General features: G+C 53.7%; 16 protein-coding genes. 4 read left to right on the plus strand and 12 right to left on the minus strand.

Going from position 1 to position 13,426, the window contains the following annotated elements:
• Window positions 1–3: 3 nt before the first annotated feature.
• From ACZ47M_RS05460 to ACZ47M_RS05475, 4 genes are all read right to left on the minus strand, one after another.
• Window positions 4–909, minus strand: a complete 906-nt coding sequence (locus ACZ47M_RS05460) for a hypothetical protein (protein ID WP_315342837.1) — start codon at window positions 907–909, stop codon at window positions 4–6.
• 10 nt (window positions 910–919) lie between these two features.
• Complete coding sequence (locus ACZ47M_RS05465) at window positions 920–1,846, minus strand: hypothetical protein (RefSeq protein WP_315342836.1); 927 nt, start codon at window positions 1,844–1,846, stop codon at window positions 920–922.
• 228 nt (window positions 1,847–2,074) lie between these two features.
• Window positions 2,075–3,931: an aldehyde ferredoxin oxidoreductase family protein gene (locus ACZ47M_RS05470; protein WP_315342834.1), complete on the minus strand. Its 1,857-nt coding sequence runs from the start codon at window positions 3,929–3,931 to the stop codon at window positions 2,075–2,077.
• Window positions 3,931–4,767 (minus strand): aldo/keto reductase, encoded by an 837-nt coding sequence (locus ACZ47M_RS05475; protein ID WP_315342832.1) that lies wholly within the window; start codon window positions 4,765–4,767, stop codon window positions 3,931–3,933. Before ACZ47M_RS05475 ends, ACZ47M_RS05470 begins: the two co-directional genes overlap by 1 nt.
• A 92-nt stretch (window positions 4,768–4,859) precedes the next feature.
• On the opposite strand from ACZ47M_RS05475, the gene ACZ47M_RS05480 reads away from it, so the two are divergent.
• Together ACZ47M_RS05480 and ACZ47M_RS05485 are read left to right on the plus strand one after the other, a co-directional pair.
• Entirely contained in the window at window positions 4,860–5,465 is a 606-nt protein-coding gene (locus tag ACZ47M_RS05480; RefSeq protein WP_315342830.1) for an MBL fold metallo-hydrolase, read from the plus strand.
• A gap of 71 nt (window positions 5,466–5,536) precedes the next feature.
• A complete protein-coding gene (locus ACZ47M_RS05485; protein WP_315342828.1) occupies window positions 5,537–7,309 on the plus strand; it encodes a hypothetical protein in 1,773 nt (590 codons plus the stop codon).
• Here ACZ47M_RS05485 and ACZ47M_RS05490 read toward each other — a convergent pair.
• Window positions 7,299–7,556 carry a hypothetical protein gene (locus ACZ47M_RS05490; RefSeq protein WP_315342826.1) on the minus strand — a complete coding sequence of 86 codons (258 nt, stop codon included), beginning with the start codon at window positions 7,554–7,556 and terminating at the stop codon, window positions 7,299–7,301. The two genes, ACZ47M_RS05485 and ACZ47M_RS05490, sit on opposite strands and share 11 nt — an antisense overlap.
• A gap of 1 nt (window position 7,557) precedes the next feature.
• On the minus strand, window positions 7,558–7,704 hold the full coding sequence (locus ACZ47M_RS05495; RefSeq protein WP_394356316.1) for a NitrOD5 domain-containing protein: 147 nt from the start codon (window positions 7,702–7,704) through the stop codon (window positions 7,558–7,560).
• Here ACZ47M_RS05495 and ACZ47M_RS05500 point away from each other — a divergent pair.
• Window positions 7,645–8,103 carry an adenosylcobinamide amidohydrolase gene (locus tag ACZ47M_RS05500; protein ID WP_315342917.1) on the plus strand — a complete coding sequence of 153 codons (459 nt, stop codon included), beginning with the start codon at window positions 7,645–7,647 and terminating at the stop codon, window positions 8,101–8,103. The two genes, ACZ47M_RS05495 and ACZ47M_RS05500, sit on opposite strands and share 60 nt — an antisense overlap.
• A 226-nt stretch (window positions 8,104–8,329) precedes the next feature.
• Here ACZ47M_RS05500 and cobT read toward each other — a convergent pair whose 3' ends face one another.
• Window positions 8,330–9,325: a nicotinate mononucleotide-dependent phosphoribosyltransferase CobT gene (gene cobT, locus ACZ47M_RS05505; RefSeq protein WP_315342825.1), complete on the minus strand. Its 996-nt coding sequence runs from the start codon at window positions 9,323–9,325 to the stop codon at window positions 8,330–8,332.
• 69 nt (window positions 9,326–9,394) lie between these two features.
• Here cobT and ACZ47M_RS05510 point away from each other — a divergent pair, with 69 nt between their 5' ends.
• A complete protein-coding gene (locus ACZ47M_RS05510) occupies window positions 9,395–10,846 on the plus strand; it encodes a cobyric acid synthase (RefSeq protein WP_315342823.1) in 1,452 nt (483 codons plus the stop codon).
• Window positions 10,847–10,890: 44 nt separating this feature from the next.
• On the opposite strand, the gene ACZ47M_RS05515 is transcribed toward ACZ47M_RS05510, so the two are convergent.
• Genes ACZ47M_RS05515 through ACZ47M_RS05535 form a run of 5 tightly spaced genes read right to left on the minus strand, consistent with a single transcriptional unit; the run spans window position 10,891 to window position 13,382 of the window.
• Window positions 10,891–11,430, minus strand: coding sequence for an NTP transferase domain-containing protein (locus tag ACZ47M_RS05515; RefSeq protein WP_315342915.1), 540 nt, complete (start codon window positions 11,428–11,430; stop codon window positions 10,891–10,893).
• Entirely contained in the window at window positions 11,427–12,122 is a 696-nt protein-coding gene (gene cobS / locus ACZ47M_RS05520; RefSeq protein ID WP_315342821.1) for an adenosylcobinamide-GDP ribazoletransferase, read from the minus strand. Before cobS ends, ACZ47M_RS05515 begins: the two co-directional genes overlap by 4 nt.
• Window positions 12,119–12,535: an alpha-ribazole phosphatase CobZ gene (gene cobZ, locus ACZ47M_RS05525; RefSeq protein WP_315342819.1), complete on the minus strand. Its 417-nt coding sequence runs from the start codon at window positions 12,533–12,535 to the stop codon at window positions 12,119–12,121. Before cobZ ends, cobS begins: the two co-directional genes overlap by 4 nt.
• Window positions 12,532–13,173, minus strand: a complete 642-nt coding sequence (locus ACZ47M_RS05530) for a PAB0415 family putative ATP pyrophosphatase (RefSeq protein ID WP_315342817.1) — start codon at window positions 13,171–13,173, stop codon at window positions 12,532–12,534. Before ACZ47M_RS05530 ends, cobZ begins: the two co-directional genes overlap by 4 nt.
• Window positions 13,170–13,382 (minus strand): hypothetical protein, encoded by a 213-nt coding sequence (locus tag ACZ47M_RS05535; protein ID WP_315342816.1) that lies wholly within the window; start codon window positions 13,380–13,382, stop codon window positions 13,170–13,172. The genes ACZ47M_RS05530 and ACZ47M_RS05535 overlap by 4 nt, the downstream gene beginning before the upstream one ends.
• Window positions 13,383–13,426 lie beyond the last annotated feature (44 nt).

Raw genomic sequence — 13,426 nt, forward strand, 5'->3', positions numbered from 1 at the left:
ATTCTACCCCCCGATGAATTTTTCTGGATTGACAAGCTTATACCAGGCCCAGAATATTTTGAGGTACTTGTCGTTGACTTCTGGGGGATTGCTGGAGTGCTGATACTCCCAGCTCCACCAATAAGCCAAATATATGAGAGAGGGTTTAAAGACGGATTCTGCATATGGATCCTTTTTAAGTTCATCGCTCAGGTTTACAAGCAACGAGGCACTTTCTTCGTAGCTGTAGTCAGACAGGAAAGGTTCTACCAGAGACTCGTTGTATATTGCCCGGTAAATAAAATGCTTGAGGACAACCCTAACGTCAACAACCCATGACCCTGAGAGAGGACCCCAGTAGGTTTTGTAAGTGATGTTCTTCAGGGTTAAACTAAGGTTTGAGAGGTCATCAAAGGAGAAGGAGGGATAGCCATGAACTTCAAGCGCTTCTTTTTTGTACATCTCAAAATTCTTCAGGCGGTTCTCCATTAAACAGATTGTATTTGCAAACGGAGAGACATAACTTGCTGTGAGGTCGGATATCCTATCTCTGAGGTCAGCCAAGAGTAGGACGCCCACAAGGTCCCCCCTGGAAGTCTCGTTAACTGACAGGTTCTTATAAATCTGGATAACGTTCCTCGCTTTCTCCTTAAGGAAGTCCTCATTGCTACTTAAGTTACAGCTGTAACTTTTCGGGTCCAGTTTTTTCCACAGGTATTCACCAGAGGTCCCCTCATCTAACTCGTAGTAGCTGCTGTATCCCTTCAAAAGAAGCTGAAACGGTGTCTCGTTCATGGGAGCTGAGGTGGAACTGCTATTTTCACTGCTATTCCCCGCCTTTCCGCTGTCTTTGAGTATGCCTACAACCGCATAAGCTCCAACCAATACCAGGATTATGAAAAACGAAAGGGGAAGATAAGCTCTTTTCATCGTGATCCCCTCATTCTATCCATTCAAGCCGTATGTCAATGGAAGATAGCGGTTCATTGCTTGTCTTAACTTGGAGGTATGATGGGTACTCCATGAAAGGTGCTATAAAATATTCTCCAGCTTCAACAGTGTAAACAGAATCTAGGTCTATGAAGTCTATGTCCCCCGGTTTTCTCTTTCCATAGACGGGTCCAAATTGAAGAGTGATATGGGATTGAATAAGCCCATGATCGGCGTAGAACTCGTCAGGATATGGGAACCACTGCTCGCCAGTTTTCAGATCGACCTTTATATCACTAGTCAACAAACCCTGTACTGGTCCAGAGTTAGTTTTTGTTTGGAACACATCAAAAATCCATGAGACCCCAATGGGAGATCCTGCCAAAGATGCAACAGCATCAAGTAGTGCTCTGAACGCAGGATCAAGATTCAGGTAAGGGGTGTCAGAACCTTTATCAGTGATCACAGTCACATCACTGTACTCTACAGTAGGTCTTTCCTGATATCCGTAGGAGTATTTTGCATTAAAATCGTATTCTTCATAAGTTTTAACTCTGATGTCTGGCCAGTAAGTGGTGCAGAATATCCACCATGAGCATGTGCGCCAGCTACCTCCTTCCTTAACTGCAAACGATGAAACTCTGCTCACGTCGCCGATGGGGTTAGGATCAGTTACTCTATGTGTCACGTAAATATATCCATTACGAACGACACTCTTGCTTCCAGATATGGCGACAAATTTTCCAAGCCAATGATCATTGTCGTAGTAACTACTTATGAGCTTTTCTTGAACCGTCCAGTCCCCAATAGTATCTCCTGTCAAGTACGGGTCTTGAACCCTCCAGGGCCTGATAGTATCTTCTGAGTTCGCCCCCACAAGTCCAAATAGCTGGAACACCATTCCAAAGACAATCAACACACCCAGCAACTTCCTCATTACTCTCCCTCCTAAGAGACATGTCCGACACTCATCGTCGGACGGATTGAATACTGCACAACACAGTATATAAACTTTACGGCGATGATAATTGACATAACTATGTAAATTGTAGGAATAGAACTCTAGAGAGCAGTAATAAGAGAGGTTTACGGAGGCAAGAAAGTGCGCCACCAAGTTGTTACAAAGAAAGTGCGGAAAGAATGCAGAATGGAAAAGGGTAGAGCCTCAAAGCCCCAGCCTCTTCCTTACCACTTCTAAGGCCCTCTCCGCGTCTTCCTTGAACTCCGGGAGGCCGAGCTTCTCCATCGTTTCCGGCAGTGGGACGCCGAGCTCCTCATCCCAGCCCCTGAGCCTGTAGAACTCCCTTCTCGCCTCGAGGAAGTCGTTGTAGTCTATGAAAGCTTTGTTGCCCTCTGCAGGCCCATCGGGCTCGGGCTCCCACCAGCGCGGCGGAATCGTGTCGTCGAGCGGAGGAACCACCCAGTCGAGGGCGTTGTGGATTCTTGCCATGCTCTCAACGGCCCACGCCCTTCTGCGCAGTTCATCAACCGTCCATTCTTCGCCAGTAACAATGGAGTAAAGCCTCGCGAGGTCTTCGAGCTCGTAAGGCACGAACTTACATGTCCCGAGCATGTCGGTGATGTAGCTCTCGTCCCTGTCCTCTATGAGTGAGGGCACAAGCTCTTTAGCGGGTCCTTGGTTTGGCAACTGGTGGGGCCTCGGCCAGCCGCGGAGGTGGGAAGCGCCAACATCTGCAGTGGCGTAGCTCAATGCGTAGGTTCTCCTGCCGCGCGGATCCCAGGCGGGGCTCTCCAATCCCTTGACGTGGACGGCGAGCTCACAGCCCCTGCCAAGCCTCTCGCAGGCCCTCTTCACGCCATCGGCAAGGACTGCACCGATGCCCTTCCTCTCGGCCATTAATTTGATGAGCTTTTCCTCAGCCTCCTCGTCGCCGAAGCCCTTCACAGGGAATCCTATCTCCTCCTCGCCGATGAGGCCCCTCTCGACCATCTCGAAGAGCCAGGCTATCGTGTTTCCAGTCGCTATGCTGTCCAGGCCGAGGTTGTTGACGAGCCAGTTGAAGTAAGCAACCGCCGGAAAGTTGAAGACGCCCGTTGCAGCACCGAGCATTGCTATGCTCTCGTATTCTGGCTTTACGCGTATTTTCCTGCCCTTGTATTCCACCTCAACATAGCGGGCGCACTTTATCGGACAGCTCTTGCCGTGGACGAACCACTCTGGCTCGACCTCGTACTTCTTGACTTCATCCCCTGCGAGCTTTGAGGCGAGCTCGTCCGGAATGTGGGGCCTCGAGAAGTTGTAGGCAGGGCTCATTCCAACAGAGGCGGAATCCCTCATGGCGTCAGTGGTTCCGTAGTTCCTCGTGTGCTCGTACTTTGGATTCGTCGCGAACTCGTTGTAGTACTCCTGCCACAGCCTCTGGAACTCCTCGGGGTTGGCCACCTCCGGCCTCTCTCCAGGCTCAACCACAACCGCTTTAACCTTCTTGCTCCCAAGGACAGCCCCAAGGCCTCCCCTTCCGCTGGCCCTCTCCGTGTCGTAAACAACGTTGGCTATCCTGCTGAGTTTCTCCCCTGCCGGCCCTATCATCGCCATGCTCGTCCCTGGATGTTCTCTCCAGATTTCCTTAGCAACATCGTAGTTGCCCTTTCCCCAGAGGCGACTGGCAGGCAAAATCTCAACCTTTCCGTCGTGGATGTACAAATAAACCGGCTCCTCGCTCTTTCCCTCGAGTATCAGCGCGTCAAAGTGCCCCTTCAGCTTCGGCCCAAAGGCGTCTCCTCCGCTTGAGTCAGTGATGAGCCCCGTCTCCGGGCTCTTGCTCACCGCTATTACCTTGCTCGAACCCGGGACCAGGCCTGTCATCCCACCGGGCGCAAAGACGAACTTGTTGGCCGGGCTAAGGGGATCGGTCCCCGGCGGAACCTCGCGGTAGATAAGGTAGTAACCCAGGCCCTTTCCGCCTATGAACTTCCTTATCACCTCATCCGGCAGTTCTTCGTAGGTTACCTTCCCTTCAGTAAGGTTGACGCGTGCAATCCTGTTGTGGTAGCCGTACATCAGACGCACCCCCTTGCCTTTTCTCTATCCTCCTTCGAGAGGCGCCATCCCATAGCACCGAAATTCTCCTCGAGATGAGCCTTGCTTCCGGCCTTTGGTATCGCCACGACGTTCTCCTCCCATATCAGGTAGTTGAGGGCAACCTGGGCGGCCTTTTTTCCGTAGGCTTTCCCAATTTCGGCGAGACATTCGTTTTCAGCCAGCGTCCCCTTCTCCAGCGGGGTGTAGGCTATCAACGCAATCTTCTCCTTTTTCATGTAGTCGAGAAGGCCGCTCGTCTCTGGCCAGCGGTCTTTGAGGGAATACTTGACCTCGTTGGCCACTATTTCGTACTTCCTCATCGCCTCCTGGGAGCGCTTGAGCAGTTCAAGGTCGAAGTTGCTCACGCCTATGTAGCGTATGAGCCCTTCCTCGACCAGCTCCTCCAGCGCATGGAGGGTCTCCTCTATCTTCCCGAAGTCATCGGAGGGCCAGTGGAGGAGGTAGAGGTCTATGTAGGTTCCCAGTCTCTTAGCGCTCGCCCTAGCGGCTCTCTTGGCCTCGGTATAACCGAAGTGGGTCGGCCAGACCTTGCTTATGATGAATATCTCCTCCCTCTCGAAGCCCTTTATCGCCTCTCCAACGAGCTCCTCGCTGTGTCCGGCGCCGTAGAACTCAGCGGTATCGATGAGGTTTATTCCGAGCTCGAGGCCGTGTTTAAGAACTTCAAAGCTCTCCTTATCCCGCGAGTAGTCGGGGCTCTCCTTGCCGCCTATACCCCAGGTGCCCATGCCTACGGCGGTAACCCTGTCATGGCCTATCCTTTTCAGGTCGTCAAAAATGGGGACATGCTTCATGCCAGCACCCAATAAATCTCGAAGTCCGGCTTAATAAGCTTATCCGAAAAGGATTTTAGGGTTAAGACGGAAACCCGAATGAGGTGGGCTTCATGCATGGGGAAGTCCTCCCCGGAGTTCACAGGATATTCGATACGTTCGTTAACGTCTACCTCGTTGACAGGGGAGACCACCTCGTGGCGGTGGACACTGGTTTAGAAACCACCTGCGGGAAGATACTCGATGCTGTTACAAAAATTGGAAAGCCCCTGACGGCGATAGTCCTCACCCACGGCCACCTCGACCACACCGGCTCGCTGAAGTGCCTGAAGGGGAGAACAAACGCCCTTGTAGCTGCTCATAGAGACGAGGTGGAACTCATAAAGGAGAAGACCGGACTTGAGCCCGATGTAGAGCTCATGGGTGGGGACGTCTTTGAAGGCTTCAGGGTTCTCCACAAGCCCGGGCACACGAGAGGGAGCATCTGCCTGCTCGATGAAAAGAGCAGAAGCCTCTTCGTCGGCGACCTCGTCATCGAGCGCGGGGGAAAACTTGAAGAGGTGCCGCACCAGTACTCCCTCGACCCGGAGATGAACAGGAGAAGAATAAGAGAGCTCCTCGAGGTTGACTTCGAGAACCTTTTGCCTGCACACGGGGAGCCTCTGCTGGGGAACGGGAAAGAAAAGCTCAGGGAGCTTGTGGAGCGGCTCGGTCTTTGAGCCACTTTCGTCAGGTCTTTTTGATTTCTGAAAAGGCAAAGCATATAAGTTTCAACTTCGAACACTCTGTGATGACAGCAGGGGAAAACATCGACGGGCTGTTAAAGGGACACCTCTCCTCATGGAAGGTAGGTAAGGTGGCTGAATTAGCCCAGAGAGACGACGGGGCCTTGAGGGGGCTCTTTAAGCTTCTCCACGATCAGGACGATGGGATAAAGCTCAGGGCTTTGATTGCCCTTGAAGAGACCCTCAAAGCTTTGCCAGACGTTAAACGGCTTTTTCTCGTGCGCGAGTTTCTCGACGACCTGCTGGAGGCAACCAAAAGCGACAGAGATGATATCTCTCTCCATGCCCTCCGGGTCCTCGCTTGGCTCATCCGGAATATCCCCCTTGACCCCGAAACCTTTGTGAAGCTGGGCCATGCCCTGAAAGACCTCGTGAAGGCCAGGAGGAACGAAGCGGTTCTCCTCGAAATTCCTCCAATACTCGAAAACATGCGCGTCCTTTCTCCGGACCCGAGGGTTTACGACGTTATATCCCGGCTCCTCAAATCCAGGAATCCCCGTCTTAGGGCCATGGGCCTCAGGCTCCTCCTCAACGTGAGCACCTACACCGGAGACCCCTCCCTGCTGAAAGAGGCCTTCTCAGCCGCTGGCGACATGCTGACGGGAGAGGACGTTCCTTTGGCGGACTTTATGCTCAACATTCTCCTCGAAATAGCGGAACATCCCCTGACTGAGGAACTCATAGACGAGGTCGCAAGAACCCTAACCATTGTGAAAAACCTCGCCATGGGAAAGAACCCGGAACTGAGGGAGAAGGCAAGAATAGTAGCGGAAAAGCTTGAGGAGGCTATCTACAACTACTACAAGGGGAGACCAGAAAAGGCCCGGGAGAAGATAAACGAGCTCCTCATAAACGAGCGCTTCTACGAGGCCGTTGACCTTGCTTTAGCTGTAGGTGACACCTACGTTCTGAAGTGGCTGGCAGACGTTCTGGAGAAAATGGGCGAGGAGACCCTCAAAATAAACGAGCGCGTTCTACCCGGGCCGAGGTACCTTTCAGTGCCACCGGAGAAAAAGGCCCAGAGGTATTTAACACCGCCTTCACTGTCTCAGTTCAAAACGCCGAGGAAGAGCGCCCCTGATACAGCCCTCAAAGAACCCTCTCCCGGAGAGCTCTCGGAGGAAGAGAAAGCGGAACTGAAGCGTGCCCTTGAGTCAGGAAAGACAGAAGAGCTCATCGAACTCGCGAAGAGAAAACCTGAAGCTGTGTTTGAGCTAACTCGCAAACTCGAAGAGGGCGACAAGTTAGAGAGGATGGACGCCCTCTGGGCGCTCTCAAAGCTCGCTGAGAAGCTTGACCCTGCAAAAACGCCCATCCTCAGGCCAGCGGTGGAACCCCTTATAACTATCGCAAAATCCCGTAACCGCTGGGCGAGGCTTAGGGCGGTCAAAACGCTCGCAAAGCTCGCCTCTAAGGCGCCCTATGGGGAGGAAATAGTTGGTCACTTCCTCGGGGAATACCTCTCCGAGAAAGGCGAAGGGGCTCTTCCATCCCTGGAGTTCTTCAGCTACTACTTCAGCGATAGATGGGACGAGAAGACCGCGAGGGCAGTGCTTGAGAAGCTCGGAGACTACCTCAATGGGGAGACCCTTTTTGATGCCCTCATGCTTTTGGAGGCGCTTGTGTCATCTATCTCTCCCGAAGAGCTATACCTCGTGAAGCCCTTCGTAGAAAAGCTGAAAGAGGTCAAAAAGACGGCCTCACCGGACGAGCAGAAGCTGGCCCTGAGAATCCTTGAGGAAATTGCTGAGAAGTCCAAAGCGCTGGTCACTTCTTAGAGAGCAGTTCTACCGCCTTTATGGCGTCTTCCTCTGTTCTGATCCTGATGCCGAGGCCCTTCTCGTCGGCCATCTTCTGGAGCATCGCCCTCGTTGGGAACTCCCCCACATATTTTACGAGTGTCTGGTAGACCTCGCGGGGGTCTGTTTCCTTTGAAATATCTCCCATCGCCCCCTCAAGGCTCTGGAGCATTATGCTGAGGAAGTCATACTTCAGTTTTAGGGCCTCGAGTATCCTCTCGGCCATATCACCCACCCACGTAGCTTTTTAGGGCTTTCAGGAGGCCCTCCTCACTCTCCTCTTCGAAGCTTAAGTGAAGCTCCTTCACCAGGCTTTGGAGGAACATCACGGCCGCGAACTCCCCGAAGAGGTCTTTGACGGCATCGTAGAAGATGGGAGAGTTCTCGCCACAGCCAAAAGTGGGAGCGTTACTGCTTATGTAACAGCGGGAATAACCAACCCTGCCATAGCGGGAGAAGTTCCACCACCTTGGAAGCCGGGAACGATAAACATTGCCCCCGTAATTGAAGAGGGCTTAACGGTCGGCGCTATGGCAAACGCGATAATGACCGCAACTGAAGCCAAAACTTACACTCTGCTGAGGCTCGGTTACAACGCCACCGGCACAGCGAGCGATGGAATTGGGGTTTTTGCCTTCGAAGGGGAGAAGGAATGGGCGGGAACTGCCACAGAGCTCGGGATAAACATAGGTAAAGCCGTGAGAGAGGCACTGGAGGAGAGTTTGAAAAAGTGGGGAAAGACAAGAAGCGAAGGGAAGCGTAGTAACCTTTAGAGCTCACCACGTGCAAAGATTTCTTGGGATGGCAAAACTCCGGGATGTTGAATACCCTCACTTAAGGATGGCGGGGAGGATTGAGCACAACGGCGAGAAAACAACATGCTTACCACTTGAATTCCTCTGAAGTTTACGCCAACGAAAACATACACCAGCGTTGATCCTCCTGCTATCGCCTTAGACTTCCCCTCCCACGGTAAAGGGAGGTGGTCGGGAAATCGCCTCATCCCATGAGCCTCCCGTAAAGCTCTTCCACCTTTTCGCTCACCTCCTCCGGCGAGAAGCCCGCCTTAACTGCCAGCCAAGTTGCTCCTCCGGCACCGACCCCCTCCTTGACGTAACCCCTCTCGTAGTCCCTCAAACCCTTGAACTCGCTCCTTGAAAAGTCCAGGTCAGCGGAATAAGTTATTGCTCCTATCTCCCTTGCCGTCTCAATGAACGTGGCGCTCCTATCGTTGACAACCCACTTCGTCGTCGCTATCATGAAGCGGCCCGGGTCTTCACCGAGGGCTTTCAGAAGGGCCGCAACGGCGAGCATCTGCGTTCCACCGGCCAAAACTATCTCTTTCCTGAAACCGAGAGCCAATCCCACCACAGTGGCCATCATCGGGTCGCCAAATTGTCTCAGCGCTTCAAGCGGGTTGTCCCTCAGATGGCCCTTCCCTATGCCCACCCTCTGGAAGGCTTCAGCGATTACTCTCTCCTTGAGGCTCAATGGATTGTCAGGCGACGCTGAGGAAGTTCTGGCGTTATAACCGAGCGCCCAGAGAACGGCCTGCGCCGTGGTTGTTCCTCCGGGAGTTGATTCCCCAACCACGAGCTCCTTTACGGGTAGCCTGTTAAGTTCTTCTCCAAGGAGCTTTGCGCGCTTGATTATCTCCCCAAACTCAGGTAGGGCAGGCTCCCTCCTGAAGTCCCTGCCAATGGCATTGCTTATGTGGAGGTGGGAAACGAGGGGAGCTAAATAAGTTCCGCCCCTAACAACTAAGAGGGGAAAGTTCGCCAGCTCCCTCGCGGCCTTGGTGATTATGGCTGGAGTTGGGTGGCCTTCAGGCGTTACGGGAATCACGTCAAGGGTCAAGGGCCTCTCGTGAAAGAGGTATTCGGCATCGGCGACCGGAGTGAGCTTGGTCAATTCAGGCGTCGCCCCTGCGACACTAATTCCAGGAACGGTGCTTATCTCGGTGTTCCCCAAAACGAGCAGGAAGAGGCTCTCCACCTTCAACCACCACTGGAGGTTTTATCCAAGGGTTTATATGGCCTTCGACAAATGTCCTCCGGTGGGAAGATGGGAAGGGCCCTCATGATCCAGGGGACGTCATCGGGAGCCGGCAAGTCCCTCCTGACCACAGCCCTCTGCAGGATCTTCTCAAACCTCGGCTACGATGTGGTTCCCTTCAAGAGCCAGAACATGAGCCTGAACTCCGCTCCAAGCATTGAAGGCGGCGAAATGAGCCGCGCCCAGTACCTCCAGGCGATAGCCTGCAGAAAGAAGCCGAGCGTGAGGTTCAATCCGATTCTTCTCAAGCCCGAGGGAAACATGAGGAGCCAGGTCGTCTTTATGGGAAAGCCCATCGGAAGCGTTTCGGCTAAAGATTACATGCTCTCACAAAAAGAGGAGCTCTTTCAAAAGGCCATGAAGGTCCTCGATGGGCTGAAGGAGGAGCACGACCTCGTCATAATCGAAGGCGCCGGCAGTCCGGTCGAGATAAACCTGAAGGACTACGACATTGCCAACATGCGCGTGGCAAAGTTCGCGGGCGCCAAAGTTATCCTCGTCACGGACATAGACCGCGGCGGAAGCTTTGCCTCGATAGTCGGCACGATGGAGCTTTTGAGCGAAGAGGAGAGAGACTTAGTCCTTGGCTTCGTCTTCAACAAGTTCCGCGGCGATGCTTCCCTGCTGAAGCCCGGCTTCGATTACCTTGAGAAGCGCTACGGAAAGCCTGCTCTCGGCGTCATCCCCTACGTCGAGCACCGCCTTCCAGAGGAGGACTCCTTGGTGGAGTTTCCAAAGGTTAAGGGCGAGTTGCACATCCAGATAGTCAGACTGCCCCACATGAGCAACTTCACGGACTTTGAGCCGCTCCACTGGGCCAATGGCGTTGACTATGTCACGAAAGCCGAGGAGATTAAGGGGGACGTCGTAATAATTCCTGGAAGCAAAAACACGGTTGAAGATTTACTCTGGATGCGCGAGAACGGAATCGAGGATGCCATTCTTGAGGCTTATAAAGACGGAGCTTTCGTCTTGGGGATCTGCGGCGGCTTCCAGATGCTCGGGAAGGAGATTATAGACGATTTTGAATCGAAGCGCGGCAAAATAAAAGGTATCGGCCTCCTTCCGGCTAAAACAGTATTTAAGGCAGAGAAAAGAACGAACCACCTGGAAGCGAGGGTTCTCTGGGGGCCAGCCGAGGGTATGAGCGTGGAGGGCTATGAAATAAGGATGGGCCGTTCCCTCTCGGAGAGGCCTTTCTCGGTAATAACGTCGGTAAATGGCGCTGGAACCCTCGAGCCGGAGGGAGCAATCGGTGAGAGAGCCATTGGAACCTACCTCCACGGCATCTTCCACAACTTTGCCTTCACGGAGAGGTTTTTGAACTATTTGAGGCGAGAGAATGGTCTTGAGCCAGTCTCTGTTGAGGAGTGGAGCATAGAGGAGGAAATCGAGAAGTTCGCAAGGGTTGTGGGGGAGAACCTCGATGTGGAGAGGATTTTGGGAGGGCTTGGACTCTAAGGCGTCGCATATGCCCGCGAGGGTAAAACGCCCTTTGTTTCCTCTCATCTTCCCACTAATCTCGCGATCTCGTTCGCGAGCTTTAAATCCTCCGGGGTGTTCACGTTGAGGGCCAAAAGGGGGTTGCTGAGCTCGAAAAACTTTTCCTCCCCGGCCCCAACGGTGTTCAGCCCGACCACCGCGTAGTTTCTGTAAACCACGGGCTTTAAATCCCGCGGAACCCTCCCAAGGGGGAGGATCCCGGTTAGACTCGTTTCCCCATCGAAGGCTTTGGCGATTGAGCCGATATCGGAGGCCTTAACAAAGGGGAGATCTGCTGATATGCTCACGAAAGGCCCGAACTCCTGGAGGAGCCACCCCACGTCCTCAACGTAACCCATCCCAGGAGTCTCAACGAAGGGGATTCCTTCCGTGAGGCACAGCTCTCTGGTCTTCGGTGTGTTCTTCGAGAGGGCAACGAAGGCTTCCCCAACCTTCTCAGCCTCGCCGTAAACCCTGAGAAGCATAGGCTTTCCCCCGACCTTCAGGACGGGCTTTTCCCTTCCCATGCGCGTTGATCTTCCGCCAGCCATGACAATTATCACGCCCACCACCACGCAAACGCCAGAACGAGCAAAGTCCCGCTCCTCGTTATCTCCGCCATGGCCCCAAGGCAGTCCCCATTTATACCGCCGAAGTTATCAAGGGAAAGTTTGATAACGTACACTGCAAAGAGAAGGCCCACCAGCCCCGTTAGAGTTAAGGGATTGTGGAGCGCAACCGGAAGGTAGAGGAGCGCGTAGAGGAATGCACCGATGGCGAGCTGTTTTCCGTTCATCCCCTCCATGAAGTAAGCCCCAAGGCCTTCCCCCAGCGGCTTCTTTGTAAAAAGTCCGAGGAGCATGGCGAACTTCGAGTTGAGCTCCGCGAGGTAGAGGGAGTAGAACGGCACCAGCAGAAGCGAATAAACCTGGATAAAGAGAACCATCGCAACGGCAAAAAGGCCCGCTATCCCGGTGTTCAAATCTTTCATTGCCCTGATTTTCTTCTCGCGGTCGCCCTTGGCCATTATTCCATCGGCCCAGTCAGCAAGGCCGTCCAGGTGGAGGAGGCCAATGCTAAAGTAGAGCGCCAGAATGGCAAGGACGTTGGCCAGCGGTAGATTGAGATAGAGGATGGCAGAAGGAAGGGCTGAACTTATCACGGCTACGAGCGGAAATGCCCAGAGCTCCCCGCGGGCCTTCTCAAAATCCCCTTTAATAGGAACCCTCGTCAGGAACGGGAGGATGTTCCTCATTCAGCGCCCTCCTGGAAGAGTTTCGTCATGCACCCGGATATGAACCCCCCTATCGCGTCATCTAAGAAAGGCGGCAGCTCGGCTAAGATTCCTGGCTTTTTGGTGTCGTAGTAGAAGAAGTTGAAGAGGGCCATCTTCCCGCCTATGTACTCGGCGATGTTAATCCCAATCAACTCATCCGCGACAAGGTTCACCGGGTCACCCTTGACCTTAAAACTCTCCTCGAGGAGTAAAGCCGCCATGAGGAGCGCCTGGACGTTGATGTCCCCGAGGTAGCGGAGCATCAGCCTCCTGAGTCTATCCCTAACTTTCTCCGGGTCGTTGCCGATGTAGAGCTCCATTGCTGTGTTAAGCATTTTCTCCAGCGTTACGCCGTGCTTTTCAAGCCTTTGGAGGAGTTCTCCGGCTTTCATGCCCTCACCAGCCCAAAGCGGACCCAGTGATACCTCTCACTTTCCTCGGCTGACTTCACCTCAAGCTCAAAGCGCCCTTCGAAGAGGGGCGAAGCCAAGACCACCGTGTGAAACTCGCCGAACTCGCCCACAGGATCAACGCCAGGGTAAACCTCCAAAAAGTTCTCCAGGTCTTTTAGCGAGCGGAATGCATAAGTCAGCGCCTCTTTTGGTAGCTTCTTCTTGTCAACGGCTATTATAGCCCACTCAAAGCCCTCCCGGAGCATCTCCCTGGCCAACCCGGGGGTATCCCTTCCCCAGAGGGGTTCGAGGGGCTCAACCCCCGCTTTCTCCGCGAGCCATTCGACCCACTTTTTGTGGTCTTTGATTAGAACGTCGCCGGCTATGATGCAGTCAACGCCGAGGGAAGCTACGAAGTTAGCAAGGGAGTCACTTCCGCGGGCCATGTCGAAGGTAAGCAACTCCCTGCCCATCGCCCCGGCTAGCGTTTTTAAGGCATCTAAGTTCTCCCAGTGCGGTGAGAGCTCAATCGTCGTTTTTAAGGCCAGCAGGTAGGGGACTTTAATTCCCGATTTTTCGGCAAGGTACAGTGCATAAAGCCCGTCCTTGCCGCCAGAGAAGAAGGCGACCCCTCTCAAAGCTGTTCACCCGTCCTGGCCCTCTCGTACTCTTCCCTTATCCTCTGAAGTTCCGCTTCCTCCACGTAGAGCAGAACAACCCCGCAGTTAAGGCAGAGCCAGGGGTAGGCGTGGGTGGGCCCTTTCAGTGCGGCCTTTATGCCATGCTTCCACGGAGACTCCCAGAAGTACCTGGTGTATCCCGACTGGTAGTTCTTTCCCTTCACCATGGTTCCACCGCAGAGGGGGCATTTTCTCGTCTCCACCGGCGACC

It is taken from the genome of Thermococcus waiotapuensis, assembly GCF_055384795.1.

What these genes read in the sequence shown, in the direction of transcription:
- ACZ47M_RS05460 (WP_315342837.1), bottom strand. Translation starts at nt 909, where the DNA reads ATGAAAAGAGCTTATCTTCCCCTTTCGTTTTTCATAATCCTGGTATTG.
- ACZ47M_RS05465 (WP_315342836.1), bottom strand. Translation starts at nt 1,846, where the DNA reads ATGAGGAAGTTGCTGGGTGTGTTGATTGTCTTTGGAATGGTGTTCCAG.
- ACZ47M_RS05470 (WP_315342834.1), bottom strand. Translation starts at nt 3,931, where the DNA reads ATGTACGGCTACCACAACAGGATTGCACGCGTCAACCTTACTGAAGGG.
- ACZ47M_RS05475 (WP_315342832.1), bottom strand. Translation starts at nt 4,767, where the DNA reads ATGAAGCATGTCCCCATTTTTGACGACCTGAAAAGGATAGGCCATGAC.
- ACZ47M_RS05480 (WP_315342830.1), top strand. Translation starts at nt 4,860, where the DNA reads ATGCATGGGGAAGTCCTCCCCGGAGTTCACAGGATATTCGATACGTTC.
- ACZ47M_RS05485 (WP_315342828.1), top strand. Translation starts at nt 5,537, where the DNA reads ATGACAGCAGGGGAAAACATCGACGGGCTGTTAAAGGGACACCTCTCC.
- ACZ47M_RS05490 (WP_315342826.1), bottom strand. Translation starts at nt 7,556, where the DNA reads ATGGCCGAGAGGATACTCGAGGCCCTAAAACTGAAGTATGACTTCCTC.
- ACZ47M_RS05510 (WP_315342823.1), top strand. Translation starts at nt 9,395, where the DNA reads ATGGGAAGGGCCCTCATGATCCAGGGGACGTCATCGGGAGCCGGCAAG.
- cobS (WP_315342821.1), bottom strand. Translation starts at nt 12,122, where the DNA reads ATGAGGAACATCCTCCCGTTCCTGACGAGGGTTCCTATTAAAGGGGAT.
- cobZ (WP_315342819.1), bottom strand. Translation starts at nt 12,535, where the DNA reads ATGAAAGCCGGAGAACTCCTCCAAAGGCTTGAAAAGCACGGCGTAACG.
- ACZ47M_RS05535 (WP_315342816.1), bottom strand. Translation starts at nt 13,382, where the DNA reads ATGGTGAAGGGAAAGAACTACCAGTCGGGATACACCAGGTACTTCTGG.